This window comes from Yoonia maritima (assembly GCF_002933395.1).
Classification (GTDB): Bacteria; Pseudomonadota; Alphaproteobacteria; order Rhodobacterales; family Rhodobacteraceae; genus Yoonia; species Yoonia maritima_A.
Window position 1 is genome coordinate 467988 of record NZ_PKFN01000008.1, and the last position, 22251, is coordinate 490238.

Here is a 22251-nt window from a genome sequence, read left to right on the forward strand (position 1 = left end):
GACATTAACGCCTCAGCATTCGCCCTTTCAAACAACCTTACCCTCAAACGCAGCTGCCATCAGCGCGCGCGTGTATTCGGTTTGCGGGGCATCGAAAATCGCGTCGGCGTCACCGGCCTCGACGACGTCACCTTGTTTCATCACCATCACCTTATGTGACAGGGCACGCACGACTTTTAGGTCGTGACTGATGAACAAATAGGCCAGCCCGTATTTTTGTTGGAGGTCACGTAACAACTGCACGATCTGCACCTGCACGGTCATATCCAATGCGCTGGTGGGTTCGTCCAAAATTAGCAATTTAGGACGCAGGATCATCGCGCGTGCAATCGCGATCCGCTGGCGTTGACCGCCTGAAAACTCATGTGGATAGCGGTCCATCGTGGCCGGATCCAAACCGACCTCACCCATGATCTCGGACACCATGTCGCGGCGATTTCGACCTGGATCAACGCCGTGAACGCCCAGCCCTTCGGCAATGATCTCGGCCACAGTCATGCGCGGGCTTAGAGACCCATAGGGATCCTGAAACACGATTTGCATTTCGCTGCGCAATGGGCGCATCTCTTTAGGGTTCAGGCCATGAATATCCTTGCCCTGAAACGCGATCTGTCCTTCAGACCGGATCAGCCGCATCACAGCAAGCGCAAGCGTGGTTTTGCCCGAACCGCTTTCGCCGACAACGCCTAACGTTTCCCCTGCCCTAATGTTCAGTGTCGCCTCGTTCACCGCTTTCACATGGCCGACAGTACGTTTCAAAAGCCCGGCGTGGATCGGGAACCAAATTCGTGTTTTGTCCGTGCTCAAAACAATCGGAGCATCCGGTGCGACGGGCTCTGGCAAACCAGTCGATTCCGCCGCCAAAAGCGTTTGTGTATAAGGATGCTGCGGGTTCGCGAAAATCTCGGCCGTGGGGCCGGTTTCAACGATTTCGCCATCTTTCATAACGCAAACACGATCTGCGATTTTGCGCACGATTGTCAGGTCGTGCGTGATGAACAGCATCGACATGCCTTCGTCACGCTTGAGCTCAGCAAGCAGTTCCAGAATTTGCGCCTGAATGGTCACGTCCAAGGCTGTCGTCGGCTCATCCGCGATCAACAGTTCTGGTCCATTCGCGAGCGCCATCGCGATCATGACACGCTGGCGCTGCCCCCCTGACAGCTGATGTGGATAGGCATTTAGGCGGCTTTCAGCGTCGCGAATGCCGACACGTTGTAGCAATTCTAAGATGCGTTCACGCACCGCTGGACCGCGAATACCTTGGTGCAGCTCGATGCTTTCGCCCAGCTGCTTTTCAAGCGTATGCAGCGGGTTGAGCGAGGTCATCGGCTCTTGGAAGATAAAGCTGATGTCGTTCCCACGGACCCGGCGCAGGGCGCGTTCATCTGCGCCAACCATTTCCTCGGCGTTGTATTTGATCGATCCAGCCATGACCGCGCTGTCGTCTAACAACTGCACGGTGGACAGCGCCGTGACCGACTTTCCCGACCCTGATTCACCGACCAAGGCAACAGTTTCACCTTTGTGGACCTGAAACGACACGCCGCGCACGGCATGTGTCACGCCGCCATCTTGGCGAAACGCCACGCGCAGGTCGCGCACATTTAATACCGCAGTCATTATTCTGCCCCGTTTTCGTTGCCAAAGGGCAGATCAGCCGTATCAACCTTGCCGTCAGCGACAAAGGTTTTGCGCGGGTCAAACGCGTCGCGCACGCCTTCAAAGATAAACACCAACAGCGACAACATGATCGCGAACGTAAAGAAGGCCGTGAAGCCCAACCATGGGGCCTGCAAGTTCTGCTTGGCCTGCAACGTCATCTCGCCCAAGGATGGCGCAGATGACGGCAATCCAAACCCTAAGAAATCAAGCGACGCGAGGGTCGCGATTGCACCGGTCACCAAGAAAGGCAGCATCGTTACCGTTGCGACCATTGCGTTTGGCAGCATGTGGCGGAACATGATCGTGCGGTCACGCACGCCAAGCGCCTTGGCGGCACGCACGTACTCAAGGTTGCGCGCTCGCAGGAATTCCGCCCGGACAACGCCGACCAAAGCAGGCCAGCCGAACAGCACCGTCAAAAACACAAGCAGCCAGAAACTTCGCCCCAAGATCGCGAACACGATAATGATCACGTAAAGCGATGGGGTTCCTGTCCATATTTCGATGAAACGTTGGAATATTAGGTCGGTCCAGCCGCCAAAATACCCCTGCACTGCGCCCGCGACGATCCCGATCAGCGACGAAGCGACCGTTACCATAAGCGCGAAAACGATGGAAAGGCGGAAACCATAGATGACACGCGCCACAACATCGCGCTTCGTGTCATCTGTCCCTAGCCAATTGTCCCCGCTTGGTGGGGCTGGGGCAACGCCCTTCACATCGACAATCGTTTTGTAGGAATAAGGGATAATCGGCCAGATAACCCAGCCCTCAGAAAAATCACCCTCGAGCGTCTGCCTCTCATCAACGGCTTTGATCAGACCTTCGGGGTCGTCAAAACAACTGTCCAGCCCACCCGTCACAATCAGGCATTCAACTTCGGCATCTTTGTAAACCGCTTCGGTTGGGAAATCGCCGCCAAAGTCACGCTCTGAATAGAAGCTAAAAATTGGCATCCGAATTTCGCCGCGGTAGCTGACGGCGATCGGCTTATCGTTGGCGATGAATTCAGCCATGAGCGAAAGCCCAAACAGTACGCTAAAGATAATCAGCGACCAAACTGCACGGCGGTTCCGTTTGAAGTTCCGCCAGCGGCGTTGGTTTAGGGGGGATAGCATCTTCATCCGCGAGCCTCAAAATCGATACGCGGATCGATGAAAACGTAAGTCAAATCGGTGATAATCCCAACCACAAGACCAATCAACGAGAACGCAAAAAGTGTTCCGAAGACAACGGGATAGTCGCGCGCAACGGCGGCTTCAAAGCCCAAGCGCCCTAACCCATCCAGCGAAAACAGCGTTTCGACAATGAGCGATCCACCAAAGAACACGCCGATGAACAGCGCTGGAAATCCGGAAATCACGATCAGCATCGCGTTTCGGAAGACATGGCCATACAGCACTTTGCGCTCTGACAGGCCCTTTGCCTTGGCCGTGATCACATATTGCTTTTTGATTTCATCCAAAAAGCTGTTCTTGGTCAGCAACGTCAATGTGGCAAATGCGGAAATCGTTGAGGCAAAGACTGGCAGCGCGATGTGCCACAGGTAGTCAGCCGCTTTGCCAATCAGGCTGAGTTGGTCGAAATCCGAAGACGTCAGGCCACGCAGCGGGAACACCCGCCAGTATGAACCGCCTGCAAAAAGCACGATTAACAAGATCGCGAATAAGAAACCGGGGATCGCGTAACCAACGATGATCGCACCAGATGTCCACGTGTCAAAGGATGACCCATCGCGTACCGCCTTTTTGATACCCAGTGGGATCGACACGAAATAGGCGATCAAAGTCGACCAAAGCCCAAGCGTGATGGACACTGGCATTTTTTCCATCACCAGATCGAACACGCTGATTGACCGGAAATAGCTCTCTCCGAAATCAAAACGCATGTAATTCCATATCATCGTCAGAAAGCGCTCAAGTGGTGGCTTATCAAAGCCAAATTCACGCTCTAGCTCAGCGATGAACTCAGGCGGCAAACCGCGGCCGCCGATATAGTCGCTTTCGGCTTCGCCACCAAAATCAGCATCGCCGCCCCCGCCCGAAATCCCCTCGAACACGTCGCCGTTCCCTTCGAGGTTCGCGAGTATTTGTTCAATCGGGCCACCGGGCACAAACTGAATCAATGCGAAGTTAATAATCATAATTCCCAAAAGCGTGGGAATAACGAGCAGTAAACGTCGGAGAATATAGGCGCCCATGTCAGTTCTTTACTGGAACGCACCAGCCGCGGTCAACGCGTCTGCTTTGTCTTGATTGATCCACCAGTAATCTAAATATCCCAAACCAAATTCAGGTAAATTGCTGGGATATTCATACATGTCGTAATAGGCGACCCAATTCTTGCTTTGGGTCCACACGGGAACCATAAAATAATCGTAGCGCATAATGCGATCGACCGCGCGAACCCCTGCTGACATTTCGTCGTAATCTTTTGCGTCGGCGACTAGCTTCGCGATCGCATCGACTGCCTCTGAGCAATATCCTGCACGGTTAAAAACGTCGTCTTTGTCTTCGCAACCATACCGCTGATCTAACCCGCGACCTTCTTGCAAACCATTAAGGTAATAGCTGAAGATCATGTCGAAATCATTTTCTTGCGTACGCGCCTGATACTGCGACGGATCAACACGGTTATAGGTTATGTTAACACCAAGACGTTCCAAATTTTCGATATAAGGGGTGATTACACGATCAAGACTTTGACGGGTCTCTAAGAACTCAATGTCGAGCGTATTGCCGTTTGCATCCCGCAAAAGCCCATCGTCCCCGTTTGTGTACCCGCCAGCTTCCATCAAAACGAGCGCCTGCCGAAGGTTGTTACGGTCAAGGGCGCGATCACCGCTTTGATGTGGCAGGAACGCATCTTCTGTGAATATTTCGGTGGGAAGCGACGCGCGCACGCTTTCTAGAATTTCGAGCTCACGACCTTCAGGGAGCCCGGTCGCTTTTAGGCGATCATTCTCCCAAAAGCTTTCGCGCTGTTGAAATAACCCGTACTGCAAGTTTTCATTTGTCCACGTGAAATTGAACATCAAACCCAACGCACGACGCACGTTGCGATCTTGGAACTTCGCACGACGCAAGTTGAAGACAAAGCCGGTTGCTGCTGCCAATGTCCCATCGTCCAACGTATCACGCACAACTGAACCGTTTTCCAATGCAGGGAAATCATATGCTGTTGCCCAGTTCAAAGAGCTCGTTTCCTGCCGGAAGGTAAATTCACCGGCCTTAAACGCCTCAAACGCGGCAGAAGAATCAGCAAAATATTCAATCCGAATCGAATCGTAATTGCCGCGCCCCACATTGATTGGAACGTTCTCACCCCAGTAATTGGGGTTGCGTGTATAAATAATCTGACGCCCCGGGTCGACCGAACCAATCATATATTCGCCTGTACCTGGCGATGTTTCCATTAGTGGTTCGTCCAATCGTGCACCCGTTTCTTCGAACCACGCTTTAGACATAATAGGAAGAGACGCCACTTGTGCAATTCGCCCGCGATCCGGTGCATCATCATTAAAAGAGAACTTTACTGTGTGTGCATCAATCGCCTCGTATTCATCGACAAGTTGAGCCAAACCCGTACGAGCCGAAGGCGTAGCTTGTTCAAGCAAAACCTCAAATGTGTGTATGATGTCAGCAGACGTCATGTGCGTTCCGTCAGAGAACAATACATCGTCTCGCAGGTTAAACACCAACCAAGATTGATCTTCAGGATATTCAATCGTGGTGCACAACAGACAATACGAAGAACCAACTTCATCATCAGTGCCGGTCATCAAGGTTTCCCACATCATTGACGACATCACCCCGGGCGTTCCACTTAACGTGGCAAATGGGTTCATATTGTCGAACGTACCGCTCCACGAAATGCTTACCTCACCACCGACGGGGGCATTCGGGTTCACATAATCCAGATGGGTAAAGTTTGGGCCATATTTCAGGTCACCGTATTCGTTGTACCCGTGGCTTTCGATCACTGTTTCATGGGTTTCTGCGAAGCCAGCATTTCCGAGCATAAGCCCAGCAAAGCAAATGGAAGACCCTGCAATAAGATAAATTAACCGACCCGTTTCATTTTCACGTTTTAAGGCGACAGCACGGGCTTGGGGTCGATTCTGCATTCTTATCTCCGGTTACGGCAAAGCATTTTATTAGACGCAAGGCTACGTGACAGTCTGGTCAACATTCAAGTTGAGAATACGTGATCGCGCCGTGTTCACCAAGAACTTGACAACAAAAAAGGCCGCCCAGTTAATGAGCGGCCCTTGAAACACACATACTTGCGCTATTAATCGTCAAGGCTATCCAAATACGCGATCAGGTTTGCGCGATCTTCGATTTTACGCAGGCCATTGTATCCCATGGCAGTGCCTGGTGCGTAACCTTTAGGGTTTTCAAGAAAACCGTTCAAGTGATCTGCGTCCCAAACATCAGCCACAGCGACAAGCGAACCAGAGTAATTAAAGCCTTCTTCACTACCAACTGGTCGACCGACGACGCCATAAAGCGATGGGCCAGTAGAGTTCACACCGGGTTCAAGAGAGTGACAAGAACGACAGTTGCGCCATACACCCTCTCCGTCTGCAGCGCTGGCGGATGCCATGATCAGCGAAAAGTCGACCTCTTCGACAACTTCTTCAGACGCATCTGCGCTTGCGACTTCGATCACATATGCTTGCGCATGATCGCCGTGGCCACCGCCAGTCGTGTAAATGAGGTCGCCCGCCCAAGAGCCGAGCAAGAAAACCAGAAAGGTGCCGCACAGGCCGCCGATTACTTTGGTCAAAGTCATTGTGTCGAACATGTCGCGTTCCATTCAGTTCACAGTTTTCAGGCTATGTATCCGCTTCCCATACCCGGTTGCAAGGTATACTGCCGCGACCAATCGCCCATTTTTTTACGGGTGCCGTTCGGAGGGCACGTTTATGACGCAAAAAATCGCATTCCAAGGAGAACTTGGCGCATACGGACACGAAGCCTGTGCCGCCGCACGCCCCGATTTTGCCCCCCTTCCCTGCCGGACGTTTGAAGATGCAATCGAAGCAGTTCGCAAAGGCGACGCAACGCTCGGTATGATTGCTGTTGAAAATTCGACATATGGCCGAGTCGCAGATGTTCACTCACTTCTGCCTGAAAGCGGTTTACATATCGTTGACGAGACCTTTGTTCGTGTGCACGTGAACTTGCTGGGTAAAAAAACTGCTAAACTAGAGGATATCACTGGTGCCTATGGCCACCCCGTTATTCTACCGCAATGCGCAGGTTTTTTGCGCGAAAATCGAATCCACGGCCATACAAGCACGGACAACGCGCGCGCCGCGCGCGAAGTATCTGAGGGCGACGATGTAACTATTGCGGCACTTGCATCAGAGTTGGCCGCTGAAATCTATGACCTAAAGGTGCTGGCCCGCCACATCGAGGATCATGACCGGAATACAACACGATTTTTGATCATGTCTCGTGAACCTGATTATCGCAAACGCGGCAAGCATGGTATGATGACAAGCTTCGTGTTCCGCGTCCGCAACATTCCCGCCGCACTTTATAAGGCGATGGGCGGTTTCGCGACCAATGGCGTGAATATGACCAAGCTGGAAAGCTACATGGTAGACGGCCACTTTACCGCAACCCAATTCTACGCCGAGATCGAAGGCCATCCCGATGATCGCAGTGTGCAGCTCGCGCTAGAGGAACTGAACTATTTTACCGATAAATTACACGTGATGGGCGTTTACCCGGCAGCGGCACGACGGCACGAAAAATAGGTTACTGCCCCTTGCGGTAACCTTCTTCAATATCTTCGGAAAACTCAAGAACGCGGGCACGAAACCGCTTGTTCAGCTTGGCCTTCGCGAGTTTCATTGATTGAATGACAAGGCGCGCGGTGAATGATTTCGACCGCAAGTCGACCCCGACCAGTAGGCGTGTGCGTGTCGGCGACAGCGAGACCAATTCAATGTCAGTGACAATGTGCATACCGTCTGTCACGCCAGTAACCTGATACCCAACGGGGGCGGAAAATTCTGTCAGCTTGGCATCAAGTTTTCGGTTTCGACCGCGGAACTTGAACGCAATTTCCCATTCAGTGCCTGCGGTTGGCGCACCTTGGTCCTGTCCCACGCGTGACACTTGCGCCCCATAACGCAACGCACGCCGCTCAAATCCAGCGAAATCAGTGACATGCGCGAAAACATAATCAGCAGGTGCTTCAATGTCCTCTCGAGTGCTGAATTTCATAGTCGGGATCCTTTTAGGAACGGTCTTAACGCTTATTAGTTAATCAAGTCGATCTGCCAACCAGTTTTCCAGCAAAAAATGCGCGATCGCGCCCTTTCGCGCCGGAAGTATCTCTGAATGCTGTCCTGCAAAGGAACGCGCGATATCTTCGCGTGACACCCACTTTGCATCCTCAATTTCAACCGGGTCAATTGTGATCTCTGTGCTCGTCGCGGTTCCAGCGCAGCCAAACATTAACGACGATGGAAATGGCCAAGGCTGGCTAGCAAGATATGAAACTTCGCCAACTTCAATCCCAGCCTCTTCTAGGACTTCGCGACGCACCGCCGCTTCCATTGTTTCACCCGGTTCTACAAAACCTGCAAGTAAAGAATACATCCCCTCTGGCCACCCCGGAGAGCGCCCCAGCAAAACAGAATTCCCATGTGTAATAAGCATAATGACAACAGGGTCTGTGCGCGGAAAATGGTGCCCGCCGCATGCCGGGCAGTCCCTTTGCCAGCCTCCCACTGAGAACTGGCTTTCATGACCACACCGCGCGCAAAACCGGTGGGACAGATGCCACCCGAAAATCGCGCGCGCTGTCGCGGCCAATTCAGCATCACGCGGACTAAGCTGCGTCATGACTGCCCGCAATTCGCGAAAACTGGCGTCTTCGGGCGCTGCATGATGACGTTGCTCGGACGCATCAAGAAAACTATCTAAAGTTTCGTCAGCTAAACCTTGCGGTGTCCATCCAGACAAATCTGCAGCAAACACAGCATCAGGGTCCTGTCCCAAAAATACCATATCGGCACCAGCGTCGTTTAACATCGGATGGTTCAAAGGCACACGCACCAGCGCATCCCCGATCAGCATCGGTTTCCCGCGCCACAAAAGAATCACACGTGCACGACTATCTTGAACAAGTTCTGCCGCCTGAGCACGTAAATTGGCTGCACGGTTTAATCCAGACCCGCCAAATGTCACTGTCTCTGCTATTTTCATACTACTGAAATGCCATGACACCGTAAGAAGTTCAATTCATTCCGCAATTCAGCGCTGGCGCCCACCTGCGCACCGCCTATAGTCATGAAATGAATACAAAACTTGCCACTTTGCCGCAACGCAATCATGGAAACGCCACGCCGACGGGACACCTGCGTATTATGGAGACAACGGATCTGCACATGCACATCCTTGACTACGACTATTTCGCAGATCGCCCCGACAAAACGACGGGCCTTATCCGGCTGGCAAACAAAATTGCGGCACTACGTGCTGAGCCCCATGTGACATCGTTACTGATGGATAACGGGGATTTTTTGCAGGGAAACCCGCTCGCCGACTATATCGCGACACACTCGGATGATGATGACACACACCCGATGATCGCAGCCATGAATGTGCTTGGTTATGATGCGTTGGCTTTGGGAAATCACGAATTTGACTATGGGATTCCGTTTCTGCGCGGCGCACTGGCGGATGCGCAGTTTCCGATCACCTGTGCAAACCTGCGCCTTCATGATGGGCCGCAGATCGCGCAGCCATACGCAATTTTAGCCCGCGAGATCACCTGCAGCGACGGCGTTTCACGCCCCATTAAAATTGGTGTTGTTGGTTTCCTCCCGCCGCACGTTTCACATTGGAACCCCGATAAGCTGGGCCGCTTCGCAGACACGACTGATATTGTCGATTGCGCCAAGCAAATCGTGCCTCAGCTAAAGGCAGAAGGGGCCGATGTTGTTGTCGCCCTTTGCCACTCAGGCATTGGATCAAGCGATCATGTTTATGGTATGGAAAACGCAGCTGTGCCGCTTGCTGCCGTTGATGGCATCGATGTCATCCTTACCGGGCACACCCATGAATTTTTCCCAGCCCCCGACCGAAAATCCAGTACGCCTATTGATCCGATTGCAGGGACATTGCACGGCAAGCCAACTGTTATGCCCGGCTTTTATGGCAGTCGGCTTGGCGTCGTTGACCTCACCGTCAGCTGGCACAATAGCACTTGGGTAATCAAACAGCACTCTAGCCGGCTCGCCAAAGGTGATCCCGGTCTCGCACCAGAAAGCGCATTACCTGAGCGTTTAAGAGAAGAGGTTGTTGCCGCACATTCAGAAACGCTGGCGCATATCCGCGAACCCATCGCAGAAACGAAAAATCCGCTGCACAGCTACTTTACCACAATTGGAACAGACTTAAGCCAACGGCTCCTTGGACAGGCCCAACGTGCGCATGTCATCAAAGCCCTGACCAACACCCCATACGAAACGTTACCCGTCATTTCGGCGACGGCCCCCTATCTATTTGGTGGCTGGGCAGGACCGGGACATTACATCGACATTTCGTCAGGGCCAATTGCACGACGCGACGCAGCAGCAATATTTCCCTTCGCAGACAAACTATGCGCGGTCCGTCGCACCGGAGCAGAACTGCGAAACTGGATCGAACGCGCTGCGTCGCATTACCTGCAGATTGCGATCGGCAAGCATGATCAGCCACTTATCAACGCATGCAGTCCTGGATATAATTGTGATGTCCTGCACGGCCTATCCTATGAAATCGACCCAAGTCAGCCCGCGCGTTTTGATGTGGCCGGTGTACTTATTGATGCAACCCACAGCCGGGTGCGCAATCTTACGTATCATGGCAAAGCTGTGAACGATAATGACGTTTTCATTGTCGCGGCAAACCGCTACCGGATCAATGGCGGGGGCGGTTACGCAAGGTGCCCTGACGTTGATCTGCTCTACACGAGCAAAGATTCCGTACGCGAAATTCTGGTCCAATCGTTTCAACAACAGGATGGGATCGACCTGCTCCCACCTAAATGTTGGAAATTTAGTCACCTCAAAGATACCAGCGGTATTTTCACTTCAGCACCCGCCGCGCAAAGATACGCGACAGGCTCAATTTCGCACGTTGGTCCAGGCGATAACGGCTTCGATCTTTATCGTTTTACGTTCTGACGCTTGCACTGCCGCACCAGTCGCCATATATGACCCCTGAGAGGTTGGCGCGGGCAAGTGCCTCGCCAACCTGGTCAGGTCCGGAAGGAAGCAGCCACAACGAGCCCCACTTGGGTCGATGTCCAGCCTCTCACCTAAAGCGAAATCGCTAAGCGATTTTGCGAACACGGACAGACCAAAAAACGGCGACGCCGTTTTGCCGAGTCCGCAAAGGCAAGCCGCGAAAAAGGAGGACATTCATGATTGTACGATCTTTCCTCCCGGTTTGGGTGCGCTGAAACGAATTCCGTTCCCTCGTCCGGTTTCCGCTGGTAGAACAACGCTACCAGCCAACGTATTTCCTTTGACGAGGACACTTCATTGACAGATCTTACTCGCGACGCCCTTGGCTGGTCGCCATTCTTTATGTCTCAGCTCGATATTGATGAGCTTGAAACGCTCACCCCTGCCCGCATTGCCACAGTCCATCGCGACCGTGTCGTGGGTTTTTCTGACATCGGAACGCTAGAACTGACGCTTGATCCCGGAATTACGACCGCCGCCGTGGCAGTTGGAGATTGGGTCCTCGCGGCGCCAGAACAATTCCGTCTAATCCAGGTGCTGGACCGCAAGACCGAACTGTCGCGTGGCACCGAATTCCATACGGGCGAAAAGCAACTGATCGCCGCGAATATCGACACGCTATTTATCACGACATCCTGCAACAATGACTTTAACCCTGCTCGGCTCGAACGGTACCTTGCACTGGCGCATGACGCGATGATCACCCCCGTGATTTTGCTGACCAAAGTGGATCAATGCGACAATCCAGATGACTACGTCGATCAAGCGCGCGCACTTGGTCGTGGACTTGAAGTGATAGCCTTCGATGCAAAGTCAGACGATGTCATCGCAACCTTGGCACCTTGGTGTGGCAAAGGGCAAACCGTGGCGCTGACCGGATCGTCTGGCGTTGGCAAAACCACCATCGCCAATGCGCTGACTGGCGGTAACGCCCTAACGCGCGACATCCGAGAAGACGACGCACGCGGTCGCCACACAACAACTGGGCGTTCGCTGCATGCGATGCCGTCAGGTGGCTGGCTGATCGATACACCCGGCATGCGCGGATTGGGATTGGCCGAAGTGTCATTTGGCATCGACGCAACATTCCCGGAAATCTCGGAACTTGCTGAAACTTGCAAATTTCGCGATTGCGCGCACGAAAGCGAACCGGGCTGCAAAGTGCAGGCAGCTATTGCGGCAGGCGAGATCGATCCAGATCGACTAAAGCGGTTCAAAAAGCTGAAGCGCGAAAACATCCAAGCGACTGAAACGATTGCCCAAGCACGTGACCGGTCCAAAAAGCTGGGCAAACACATCAAAAGCGTCATGAAGAAAAAGGGCCGCTAACCATTTAAGGAGAAGAAAATGGCGATAACACCCGTTATCCCTCCTGCTTTCCAAACGGCTTATGAGCAAATCAAAATGTCGCCCGGTGTCATATCGGGCGGCCACCTTTTTCTAACGGGCATGACGGGCGGCGATCCAGATGGTCAAATGCCCTCGGACCCCGCCACGCAAATGCGGAACGCATTCGATAAGATCGGCTTAATCCTAAGCGAAGCGAACCTGCCCTTTGCTGCGATTGCAGAGATGACGACCTACCACATAGGGCTGCGCGACCATTTCGCGCTGTTCGACCAGATCAGGCTTGAATACTTACAACCACCCTACCCCGCATGGACCGCTATTGAAGCAGCAGGTCTACGTCGTGAAGGCGCAATTATCGAAATCAGAGTTGTGGCCAACGTAACTGCTAGCGGCGCGCCCTAGACCTCTATCATAGGCGCGCCAGTACCGCCAATTCCGCCGTCTTGCTCTGGTGCGATTTGCGGCGCTGCACAAGCAGTCAGCCCTAGCAGCGCTATGATCAGAATGATTTTGCGGATCATGCGTCCGTCTCCTTGTAGAAATAGCCGCCTGCGCGAAATCGTGTTTTTCCAGGGTCAGTTTTCTGTAACTCTGCGGCACGTGCATTGATTTGCTTTAGCACCTGCATCTGGGCGGCACGATACTCGCGATTAAGCAGCTCAACTGATTGCTCGGAAAGGTTATTATAGTGCACGGCCCGTTCAAAAAACGGGGCATCACTTTGCATGATATTGGCTGTGGCCGCGCACAGAAAATCACCACCATTTCGGGCAAGGTATTCCATCTGATCATCGCTACCGGGCAAAGGCTGATACGATGTAGTCTTTAACACGACATCGTCACCATCGGCCGCGACCGTCCCCGCATCGGCCAATTGCGCAAACATCGTTGCGGGGTGTACGTCGCGCCGGATATCCAACGAAAGTGCATCGAACGCTTTGCGCGATAGCGGATCACCGCCCTGCGCAATCCACTGTGCGACCAAGCGCGACAGATGGTTTACTGGCGGAACAGCTGTTTCTGGTAACTGGCGTAAGCGCGCAATGTCGCGACGTTGCAGCCCAGTCATCACGCTGACCCGGCTATCAGTGACCTTACCGTCGATCTTTGCCTCCGCTGCACGCAAAAATTGCAGTTTTAGCCTCTCAGCAGCAGTACCGAACAACAGCCCCCGCGCGACGCAAAGGCGTGCGATGGGCAATAGCAGTTTATCCAACACATAATTCATATGTGCACATTGCACATTTCAATTTGACAACACAAGCAAGTTGCAAATATGTGTATTTTACACATTTATGGAGAGTAAAATGCCACGACCAATATTTGCGCTATTTCTTATGGCGTTGACTGCCTGCAGCCCCAACATCCAGACATCGTCAGGCGCATCCTTCATTGAAAAATCACCGGATCTTATTGATGCTAATATTGCAGCGGCAGCAGGGGTCGAACCGAACCTCAGCTTCCCTGCTCGCATAGGAATAGCCCGTATTGTTAACGGTGACCTGAGCCTTCCGCCCCCCAACGAAACCGCGCTTTTCGCGGGCATCGCCGAACGCAACAGCCACTATGGAGAGTTTGTACCCGTTAGTCCGATGGTGGTCGCAATGATGTCCCTAAACCGCGCAGATAAAGGCCAATCACACTATCGCTCGCATGCTGGCGAGATCATTCAGCAAATCCGGCTGGCTTCCGCGCGGCAGCACCTTGATTACGTCATCATCTACGAGGTCGGTGCGCGCAGTCGGACTGGCAACACCCCGTTCGCCCTTGCTGATGTTACCCTTGTCGGCGGAATGCTCTTGCCGACGCGAAATATTGAAGTGGCGGGCATTGGCGCTGCGGCATTCTTGGATGTCCGCAACGGCTATCCTTACGGTACGACACAAGTGACCACAGACCTATCTGGCTTTGCCCGTACATTTCAGGCGACTACGCGTAGTTCAGAGCTTCGTGCACAGGCAACCCAGAAAGTCGCAGAAGCACTGGTACCGGACATAGAAGAAATGCTGAGTGAACTCGCCGCGCGTGCCAACTAGTACCCACTAGCCACGCCGCGTCCATTCCAATTGGGCAAGCGTTTCAACCGCGCAAAGTCGCGCCCGCCGTAACCGCATCAGCGCAGCGTCTGGGTCTTCTCCGGCCGCAATCATAAGCCGAAGAACAATCGTCCCGGACCTGCCACATCCGCCTTTGCAGTGGACCAGAACCCTTCTACCGGCGCTTAGGTGTTCAAAAACACTGTCGCGCACTTTGGGCCAATCGAGCTGACGAGGAACGCCAAAATCCGGAACGGGCAAATGCAGCCACGCGATGCCCGCATCGGAAAGATCTTCACCGAATTGCCCTGCGCCAAACTGCTCTAGTTCGGTCATGGTCGTCATGCTTAGGACAATCGCAGGCCCCCACGCCTGCACCACAGCTAAGTCGCTGGGATACGAGCCGCTTGTCCCCGGTACTGGGGCGAGCGCAAGTTCGCCCCCGCCCACAGCCAAACTATATACCGCAAAGTCAGACAATCCCGTGGTCCACAACTTGGCCCGGATGAGCCACAGCCCAGTCAGTCAGGAATGATGATACCCTTGGGTTCCCCGCAAACTTGATCGCCTTTCGTGGCAACGCGACCCCGTGTTCCAACGCAAGCTCCAAACACGCAATGTGATCGCGTTCTTTGCGATCCGGGCAGTTTTCCGACCCGTGAATAATGGTGCTTAACAATGTGCCACCGAAGCCATTCACATAGCTAAGATCAGGCCCCAGCTGTAGAAAATAGTCGGTCATGTCAGGCAACCCTTGCCATCCAGCAAGTTGCACAGGCGGCACCCCTTGTCCGTCCGGCGCATCCCACGGCATGCCCACAGCGACCAACGCACGTACATGCTCCATGCGGTTAGGCAAAACCAGAACCTCGTGCAGGACATGTTTGAAAGCTTGCGGAACCTTGGCGACATCTATCCAACGCCCCTCAACCACCTTGCCGTCGGCGCAATCCGCAAGAATTTGTTCGATGTCGGTCAGGGTCGTATCAACGCTCTGTGCCTCCAACGCATCGCTTAGGGACTGGTTTCCGAAAATCCGCGCAGCCGCATAGGTGCTTGCGCCATGAAACGCACGGTTAGGGTCAGCGCCAGCGTTCAACAATATTTCCACCATCTTCGACGGTGATTGACGCCGTGCTGCGTGATGTAACGCAGGCATAGCTTCGTCCGGGGTTGCTCCAGCCGCGAGCAGCATTTCAACTGCAGCGACATCATGAAAATCCATTGCGCGCAAAAGCGCATTGGTCCCGGCCGGATTCGCGCCATATTCAAGCAACAGCTTTAGTCCCTCATGATGACCCAACTCAGTCGCGTGATACAGGCTTTCACCATCATCCGGGTTCGCGCCGTGCTCCAGCAGCCACCGCGCCATTGGGATATTCCCCGCGTGGCCAATCGCGCCATATAATGCCGACAAAAGATGCGTGCTGCCGGGATGCGCCGGATAGCCATCATTCACGTCTGCACCAGCACTTAGCAACAGTTCTGCAATCGCGAGCATATCTTGTTCTTTTTCCGGCCAAGCGGTCAGCATTTTCGAGAATGCCAAATGCAAAATCGGACGACGCGGACCAAGTTGGCGGGTCGCGATATGTGGATCATCTTTCAACGTTTGGGCCACAGCACCCAGATCGTACAATGCGACCTGCAAACCAAACGCGCCAGTTGCTAAATCGGGCGTATCAGACAGCAGTTGTTGCAAGACATTCGTCTGCCCATGAAACAGTGCCGTTTTTAGACGTTGCTGTTTCGCCGCACGATCCATGCCTTGGGTTTCGACCGCGGCCTTCAGCTGCGGCCAACTGGTAAAACCATTCTCGCGGGCGATGATGTGTAGAAAATCGGCGCGTTTCAATTCACCAGCGCGTGGCTTTACCACGTTCACACGGGTATTCGCGGCACGGTCACCGGATTGATACAGTTTTTGAAGGGTTTTCGCTTGCTGACGCAGGGCGTTTAATGGGTCTGTCATTGGCTTCCTCACCAGATAGGCCCGCCGGTTCGCTATCCCGGGCAAATGAGAAAGACCACATATGTGGGTCGTTCAGATCGTATCCGGGTGCTCTGCGCTTTCCGCGAACCAAGGATGCCGCCCGATATCGGCAGGTTTAGGTTAGCCGGGGCTGTATGAAGGCGCAACATCAATTAGGGATGGCATGTATCCCAAGTCGCCATATGGTGAACGCATGTCATTAAAGCCTTCTATTTTTGCCCGGATAAGTAAAATCATGTCCAAGCCGGAAATGCCCCAACTTGGGCGAATGATCGATATCCCAGTATATTTAGTTCACAATAGTGATGACCCAGAAGACTATTTCTTTATCTTTGATTTTGAGCTTTTTGTGGAACAATCTCGACAGGGTTTGTTTGTGCGACCCAAGCTTCAGGTTTGGCCTGGGCGAGATGACTTCAACCGACCACAGTTCGCAGGGCAATTCCGAGAGAGCTTTACACAGGAATTTGACTTAGCTCGTGCGGCTCTGGAAAACTCCAACGAAAGTTCGGGGTGGTTCAGTTGGGGGGTGCTGCAAGAGATTGTCACGACCAATGTTGCAAGTTTTTATAGCGAATGTTGTGCTTCTTATAAGTTTATCGGCAGGCAAAATGGTATGGAATGCTCTGTCGTTACCGACCATTTTCGAGGGTCGATCAAAAGAATCCCAGCTTGAAGAAGCGATCAAATCGACGCAAAGAAAGGTCGACAAGGCGCTCGAGGCCATGGACATAAAATTGCACAAGCAGCTATGGGAGCACGCTTGGAACCGTGGTTCCACTGCTTCACCAATCGGTTTGGATTTTGATGCGTGGCCACTTCCGAAAAACCTGGCCGAGCATCTCGACGACGGCAACAACAGTTCGTGGTGGTAGCAGTGCCTACCTCTCAACCCGAATGAACCCGGCGTAGGGGTTCAATTAAATGGTAATGGAAAGTCCAAACGCCTAAGTTGTCTATGAGCATGGCGACACCATACTGTTCTATGCGCTATGCTGCTTATCCCTCACATTACCCAAACCAAAAGACGCGTTGCGGTCGCAGTCAAACAGGTGGACCTTGGCGGCCAGCGCCCTTAGGCTGTGCACGATAGAATCCACTCGACAAAGGCCGCCATGACCGACACCCCAGCCTACCAAGTGCTCGCGCGCAAATACCGGCCCGAAACCTTTGTTGATTTGGTCGGCCAAGATGCCATGGTCCGCACCCTGAAAAACGCTTTCGAGGCTGACCGGATCGCGCAGGCGTTCATTATGACGGGTATTCGTGGCACCGGGAAAACGACGACCGCGCGGATCATCGCGAAAGGCATGAACTGCATCGGGCCTGATGGGAACGGCGGACCAACAACGGAACCTTGCGGCGAATGCGAACACTGCACTGCCATCATGGAAGGCCGCCATGTTGATGTGATGGAAATGGATGCTGCATCCCGCACAGGTGTGGGCGACATCCGCGAAATCATCGACAGCGTTCACTATCGCGCGGCCTCTGCCCGCTACAAGATTTACATCATCGACGAAGTTCACATGCTATCCAAGAACGCGTTTAACGCGCTTTTGAAGACGCTTGAAGAACCGCCCGCACACGTCAAATTTATCTTTGCGACGACAGAAATTAGGCAAGTCCCCGTGACAGTCCTGTCACGTTGTCAGCGATTTGATCTACGGCGGATTGAACCTGAAATCATGATTGCGCTCCTGCGCAAAATCGCCACTGGCGAAAACGCCGAGATCAGCGATGACGCGCTCGCATTGATTACCCGCGCTGCCGAAGGGTCTGCCCGCGATGCGACGTCCCTATTGGATCAGGCCATTTCCCACGGCGCTGGTGAAACCACCGCCGATCAAGTCCGTGCAATGCTTGGCCTCGCCGATCGCGGTCGCGTGCTTGATCTGTTTGATATGATCCTACGTGGTCAGGCCGCCGAAGCCCTGACTGAACTTTCCGGGCAGTACGCAGATGGGGCTGACCCGATGGCAGTTCTGCGTGATCTGGCCGAGGTCTGCCACTGGGTCAGCGTGATTAAGATCACCCCCGAAGCTGCCGAAGACCCCACTATCAGCCCCGATGAGCGCACGCGCGGTCAGGCAATGGCTGCCGATCTGCCGATGCGGGTCATGTCGCGTATGTGGCAAATGCTTTTGAAAGCGTTGGAAGAGGTCGCAATGGCGCCCAATGCCATGATGGCCGCCGAAATGGCCGTGATCCGACTAACCCATGTCGCTGACTTACCGACGCCAGACGAATTGGTTCGCAAGCTACAAAACGCAACGCCGCCACCAAACGGTGGCCCATCGGGCGGGCGCCCTGCCCCGGCAGCAGGTAGCGCAACAAACGCAATGTCGAGCACGCCAGCCCCGACGCACAGCGGGCCCAGTGGGCCTTCTGCATCAGGAGCGCAAACTGCGGTCGCCTTGTCGACCGACGCCTTGCAGCATTACGCGCGGTTCGAAGATGTCGTTGAACTGATCCGCGCCCACCGCGATGTGAAGCTGCTGGTCGAGGTTGAAACTGGTCTACGGCTGGTCAATTACCAACCCGGCCGGATTGAAGTCACTCCAACCGCAGAAGCCGCGTCTGATCTTGTCGGGCGCCTAGGGTCACGCCTGCAAGCATGGACTGGCAATCGCTGGGTCATCACCGTGATGAACGAAGGTGGCGCACCCACCATCGCTGAGGTGCGCGATGCGGCCGAAAACGCGATCAGGCAAGAAGCATTCGAGCATCCGCTTGTGCAGGCGGTGATAGCGGCCTTTCCCAAGGCGCGGATCACTGACATCCGCACAGAAGCCGACAAAGCACAGGATGCGCTCGAAGATGCGCTGCCCGAAGTGGATGATGAATGGGATCCTTTCGACGAAGACTAATTACGATAGCCTGTTGCTTACCTACGACATCCGCAGCAGAAGTTTGTGATAAGCAACGACCTCTCTGGTCGCCCGAAGATGGTACGGCCACTGCGGTTGATGAGTTAATCGCAGTGATTACAAGCTCAGTTGGTCTAGCCCTTATCGCACTCACATTAATCGCGATGCTGGCAGGCCGTCGTTGGCTAAAAATCATGTCCTCAGGACTATGGGGCCTCATGACATTGGGTCAACTAGCATCGTTTTATACCGATGGAGTTCATCTCGGGGCTATTCAAGAAGGCTGCATCGGACCTATTTACTTGTCCATCGGGGTCTGTGCTGCAATATGTATTCTAATGGCATGGGCGTCCCGTCGACGCGCAAAAAAAGGTGTATGAGATGCTTAAAGGACTAGGTGGTCTTGGCGACATGGCCAAGATGATGAAACAAGCCCAAGAAATGCAGGGCAAAGTTGCCCAAATGCAAGCCGACCTCGAAAACGTCATGGTCGAAGGCGTCAGCGGTGCAGGCTTGGTAAAAGCAACTGCAACCGCCAAGGGTGAATTGAAAGGGCTGGATATCGATCCATCCATCTTTAACGGTGACGAAAAAGAAGTGGTCGAAGACCTGATTTTGGCCGCCATCAAAGACGCGCAAGGCAAAGCGGCAGAGCGCAGCCAGCGAGAGATGGCAAAAATGGCCGAAGACATGGGTCTACCTGCGGGAATGAACCTACCTTTCTAAGGCGAATGAATTTTCTAGAAAATTCATGACACAGAACAAATTTGGCTAAATTTGTTCGAGGCACCGGGAACCGGATGACTAACGGCACAGAAGACCTTGATAATCTGATCGCGCTGATGGCCAAACTTCCCGGTCTTGGCCCGCGATCAGCGCGTCGTGCCGTGCTGCATTTGATCAAAAAACGTAGCCTCGTGCTGATCCCATTGGCCGAGGCGATGCATCGCGTCGGATCGACTGTGCGCGAATGTCTGAATTGTGGAAACGTTTGCACAGCCGACATCTGCGACATTTGCCAATCTGAGAAACGCGCCATTGGGCAAATTGCTGTCGTCGAAGACGTGGCAGATCTTTGGGCGATGGAACGGGCAAATGTGTTCAAGGGACGATATCACGTACTCGGCGGTACTTTATCAGCATTAGATGCGGTGGGCCCAGACGAGCTACGAATTCCACAGCTTTTGGATCGTGTAAAAGCGGAAAACGTGACCGAGGTGATCCTTGCGCTCGGCGCTACGATCGACGGACAGACAACCGCACACTATATTGCGGATCAACTGCCTGATGTTAGCGTCACGTCCTTGGCGCAGGGCGTCCCGGTCGGCGGTGAATTAGATTACTTGGATGACGGAACGATCACGGCAGCGCTGAACGCACGTAAAGCGCTTTAAACAAGCCAAGCTTCGCACGTTGTATGATGCACTCTATGCGTCCACCTGCCCCCGCACGACAATCAGCTATGACAGGTCATTCATGACAATAAAAAAGCACGCGACCAATTAAGGTAACGTGCTTTCAATTCATCAGTTTTCGAACAGATCAGTCGTCTTTTTCATCACTGTCGGGCAAGTTAAAGAAGCTATCCGCATCTGTGATATCGCGGTTATCCTCATCTTCGCCATCATCGTCGCCACGTGGGTCGGACAGGCTGAACGCCTCCAGCCCAGACATCGCCGCAGGCATTTTTGGTTCAGGCTCCATGCCCAGCGACTGCTCGGTGCTCACCAACTTACGACGTTCATCATCGGTCATCGCGCCGCCTTCGGCAGCTTTCTTTGCATTCGCTTTTTGAACGGCAGCATCCAACTCTGATTGCTTACAAAGGCCCAGCGCAACAGGGTCGATCGGATCGATGTTGTTGATGTTCCAGTGGGTCCGCTCGCGGATCGCTTGGATCGTGGGTTTCGTTGTACCAACCAGTTTGCTGACTTGTGCGTCAGACAGTTCTGGGTGAAATTTTACCAGCCAATAGATCGACGCAGGGCGGTCCTGGCGTTTAGACAGCGGCGTATACCGTGGGCCGCGGCGTTTTTCTTCGCCTGCAGAAGCCGGGTTGAACAGCAGCTTTAGCTTATGAATCGGGTTTGCTTCGGCTTTATCGATCTCTTCTTGGGTCAGTTGTTTGTTTGCGATTGGGTCGAAACCTTTGACACCAACAGCAACATCACCATCCGCGATACCTTGCACTTCAAGTTCGTGCAAACCGCAAAAATCTGCAATTTGCTTAAAGGTCATTGTCGTATTGTCGCACAACCAAACAGCGGTCGCTTTGGCCATAATCGGTGTATCGGACATCTTTTCATCTCCATCGTAATTTCAGACAAGCCTTTCCCGCGCCCTTAAACTGGGCAGACTGTGATAACAGCCGGGTTCGCATTGTCGGGGAACTTGAACCCTATATAGTAGGCTAAACGACTTTAGGAAAGATCAAAATGCGCAGGCTTATTGCCCTACTCTTGCTTATCACATCTTCAGCCCAAGCACAGGATGCTGCTGGCGACTTCGATTATTACGTGCTGTCTCTATCGTGGTCGGCGAACTGGTGCGAATTGGAAGGCGACGCGCGCAATTCACCGCAATGCGACGAAAGCGAAAATTTTGATTGGGTTCTTCATGGGCTTTGGCCGCAATATGATCATGGCTACCCGTCGTTTTGCAACACACCCCACCGTGCACCCAGCCGGAGCCAAACAGGTGATATGGCAGATATCATGGGGACATCAGGCCTTGCTTGGCATCAATGGCGCAAACATGGGGTTTGCACGGGACTGTCGGCGCAAGACTACTATGCATTATCGCGCGAGGCTTACGCACGTGTCGTCAGGCCACCAGTATTTCGTACAATCGACCGAGACATCACCGTGCCTGCCAGCGTAATCGAAGAAGCATTCCTAAAGGACAACCCTGACCTATCTGCAGACCAGATCACCATCACCTGCAAATCCAACTACATTCAAGAAGCCCGCATATGCATGACACGCGATTTAGAATTTCGCACCTGCGGCCCCGACGTTATTCGCGATTGCAGAATGACAAACGCGCAATTCAGTCCGATGCGGTAACCCCAACAGCAAAAAG

The 22251-nt window shown here is 53.4% G+C and carries 22 protein-coding genes and 1 other RNA gene; 11 read left to right on the top strand and 12 right to left on the bottom strand.

Features of this window, described 5'->3' with window-relative positions; genetic code table 11:
• Positions 1 to 27: 27 nt before the first annotated feature.
• From CYQ09_RS08840 to CYQ09_RS08860, 5 genes are all read right to left on the bottom strand, one after another.
• Positions 28 to 1623: an ABC transporter ATP-binding protein gene (locus CYQ09_RS08840; RefSeq protein WP_239495892.1), complete on the bottom strand. Its 1596-nt coding sequence runs from the start codon at positions 1621 to 1623 to the stop codon at positions 28 to 30.
• On the bottom strand, positions 1623 to 2789 hold the full coding sequence (locus tag CYQ09_RS08845) for an ABC transporter permease (RefSeq protein WP_106745032.1): 1167 nt from the start codon (positions 2787 to 2789) through the stop codon (positions 1623 to 1625). The genes CYQ09_RS08840 and CYQ09_RS08845 overlap by 1 nt, the downstream gene beginning before the upstream one ends.
• Positions 2786 to 3865: a microcin C ABC transporter permease YejB gene (locus tag CYQ09_RS08850; RefSeq protein WP_106745033.1), complete on the bottom strand. Its 1080-nt coding sequence runs from the start codon at positions 3863 to 3865 to the stop codon at positions 2786 to 2788. The genes CYQ09_RS08845 and CYQ09_RS08850 overlap by 4 nt, the downstream gene beginning before the upstream one ends.
• A 9-nt stretch (positions 3866 to 3874) precedes the next feature.
• Complete coding sequence (locus tag CYQ09_RS08855; protein ID WP_106745034.1) at positions 3875 to 5791, bottom strand: extracellular solute-binding protein; 1917 nt, start codon at positions 5789 to 5791, stop codon at positions 3875 to 3877.
• A 167-nt stretch (positions 5792 to 5958) separates the two neighbouring features.
• On the bottom strand, positions 5959 to 6474 hold the full coding sequence (locus CYQ09_RS08860) for a c-type cytochrome (RefSeq protein WP_106745471.1): 516 nt from the start codon (positions 6472 to 6474) through the stop codon (positions 5959 to 5961).
• Positions 6475 to 6595: 121 nt separating this feature from the next.
• On the opposite strand from CYQ09_RS08860, the gene CYQ09_RS08865 reads away from it, so the two are divergent.
• Positions 6596 to 7435, top strand: coding sequence for a prephenate dehydratase (locus CYQ09_RS08865; protein WP_106745035.1), 840 nt, complete (start codon positions 6596 to 6598; stop codon positions 7433 to 7435).
• A gap of 1 nt (position 7436) precedes the next feature.
• Here CYQ09_RS08865 and CYQ09_RS08870 read toward each other — a convergent pair whose 3' ends face one another.
• Positions 7437 to 7907: an SRPBCC family protein gene (locus CYQ09_RS08870; protein WP_106745036.1), complete on the bottom strand. Its 471-nt coding sequence runs from the start codon at positions 7905 to 7907 to the stop codon at positions 7437 to 7439.
• A gap of 39 nt (positions 7908 to 7946) precedes the next feature.
• Positions 7947 to 8894 (bottom strand): NAD(+) diphosphatase, encoded by a 948-nt coding sequence (nudC, locus tag CYQ09_RS08875; RefSeq protein ID WP_106745037.1) that lies wholly within the window; start codon positions 8892 to 8894, stop codon positions 7947 to 7949.
• Positions 8895 to 8983: 89 nt separating this feature from the next.
• Between nudC and CYQ09_RS08880 the strand changes: the two genes are divergently transcribed.
• The 4 genes from CYQ09_RS08880 to CYQ09_RS08895 all read left to right on the top strand — a co-directional run bounded on the left by CYQ09_RS08880 (position 8984) and on the right by CYQ09_RS08895 (position 12673).
• Entirely contained in the window at positions 8984 to 10858 is a 1875-nt protein-coding gene (locus CYQ09_RS08880; RefSeq protein WP_106745038.1) for a bifunctional 2',3'-cyclic-nucleotide 2'-phosphodiesterase/3'-nucleotidase, read from the top strand.
• A gap of 37 nt (positions 10859 to 10895) precedes the next feature.
• An RNA gene (gene ffs, locus CYQ09_RS08885) (signal recognition particle sRNA small type) lies at positions 10896 to 10994 on the top strand.
• 224 nt (positions 10995 to 11218) lie between these two features.
• A complete protein-coding gene (gene rsgA / locus CYQ09_RS08890; RefSeq protein WP_106745039.1) occupies positions 11219 to 12250 on the top strand; it encodes a ribosome small subunit-dependent GTPase A in 1032 nt (343 codons plus the stop codon).
• 18 nt (positions 12251 to 12268) lie between these two features.
• Entirely contained in the window at positions 12269 to 12673 is a 405-nt protein-coding gene (locus CYQ09_RS08895) for a RidA family protein (RefSeq protein WP_106745040.1), read from the top strand.
• Here CYQ09_RS08895 and CYQ09_RS18550 read toward each other — a convergent pair.
• On the bottom strand, positions 12670 to 12792 hold the full coding sequence (locus CYQ09_RS18550) for a hypothetical protein (protein ID WP_275425361.1): 123 nt from the start codon (positions 12790 to 12792) through the stop codon (positions 12670 to 12672). The genes CYQ09_RS08895 and CYQ09_RS18550 overlap by 4 nt on opposite strands.
• Positions 12789 to 13487, bottom strand: coding sequence for a hypothetical protein (locus CYQ09_RS08900; protein ID WP_162617616.1), 699 nt, complete (start codon positions 13485 to 13487; stop codon positions 12789 to 12791). The genes CYQ09_RS18550 and CYQ09_RS08900 overlap by 4 nt, the downstream gene beginning before the upstream one ends.
• A 91-nt stretch (positions 13488 to 13578) precedes the next feature.
• On the opposite strand from CYQ09_RS08900, the gene CYQ09_RS08905 reads away from it, so the two are divergent.
• Positions 13579 to 14307: a hypothetical protein gene (locus CYQ09_RS08905; RefSeq protein ID WP_162617617.1), complete on the top strand. Its 729-nt coding sequence runs from the start codon at positions 13579 to 13581 to the stop codon at positions 14305 to 14307.
• A gap of 6 nt (positions 14308 to 14313) precedes the next feature.
• On the opposite strand, the gene CYQ09_RS08910 is transcribed toward CYQ09_RS08905, so the two are convergent.
• Both CYQ09_RS08910 and CYQ09_RS08915 read right to left on the bottom strand, forming a co-directional pair.
• Positions 14314 to 14787 carry a protein-tyrosine phosphatase family protein gene (locus CYQ09_RS08910; RefSeq protein WP_106745472.1) on the bottom strand — a complete coding sequence of 158 codons (474 nt, stop codon included), beginning with the start codon at positions 14785 to 14787 and terminating at the stop codon, positions 14314 to 14316.
• Positions 14780 to 16279: an ankyrin repeat domain-containing protein gene (locus CYQ09_RS08915; protein ID WP_106745043.1), complete on the bottom strand. Its 1500-nt coding sequence runs from the start codon at positions 16277 to 16279 to the stop codon at positions 14780 to 14782. The genes CYQ09_RS08910 and CYQ09_RS08915 overlap by 8 nt, the downstream gene beginning before the upstream one ends.
• Positions 16280 to 16493: 214 nt before the next feature.
• Here CYQ09_RS08915 and CYQ09_RS18305 point away from each other — a divergent pair, with 214 nt between their 5' ends.
• The 4 genes from CYQ09_RS18305 to recR all read left to right on the top strand — a co-directional run bounded on the left by CYQ09_RS18305 (position 16494) and on the right by recR (position 20564).
• A complete protein-coding gene (locus CYQ09_RS18305; protein ID WP_162617618.1) occupies positions 16494 to 16976 on the top strand; it encodes a hypothetical protein in 483 nt (160 codons plus the stop codon).
• A gap of 439 nt (positions 16977 to 17415) precedes the next feature.
• Complete coding sequence (locus CYQ09_RS08925; protein WP_106745045.1) at positions 17416 to 19170, top strand: DNA polymerase III subunit gamma/tau; 1755 nt, start codon at positions 17416 to 17418, stop codon at positions 19168 to 19170.
• 381 nt (positions 19171 to 19551) lie between these two features.
• A complete protein-coding gene (locus CYQ09_RS08930; protein WP_106745046.1) occupies positions 19552 to 19896 on the top strand; it encodes a YbaB/EbfC family nucleoid-associated protein in 345 nt (114 codons plus the stop codon).
• A 74-nt stretch (positions 19897 to 19970) separates the two neighbouring features.
• Entirely contained in the window at positions 19971 to 20564 is a 594-nt protein-coding gene (gene recR, locus CYQ09_RS08935; protein ID WP_106745047.1) for a recombination mediator RecR, read from the top strand.
• 148 nt (positions 20565 to 20712) lie between these two features.
• Here recR and CYQ09_RS08940 read toward each other — a convergent pair whose 3' ends face one another.
• Positions 20713 to 21468, bottom strand: a complete 756-nt coding sequence (locus CYQ09_RS08940; protein ID WP_106745048.1) for a DUF1013 domain-containing protein — start codon at positions 21466 to 21468, stop codon at positions 20713 to 20715.
• Between the two features lie 137 nt (positions 21469 to 21605).
• Here CYQ09_RS08940 and CYQ09_RS08945 point away from each other — a divergent pair, with 137 nt between their 5' ends.
• Entirely contained in the window at positions 21606 to 22235 is a 630-nt protein-coding gene (locus CYQ09_RS08945) for a ribonuclease T2 family protein (protein ID WP_106745049.1), read from the top strand.
• Positions 22236 to 22251: the final 16 nt, after the last annotated feature.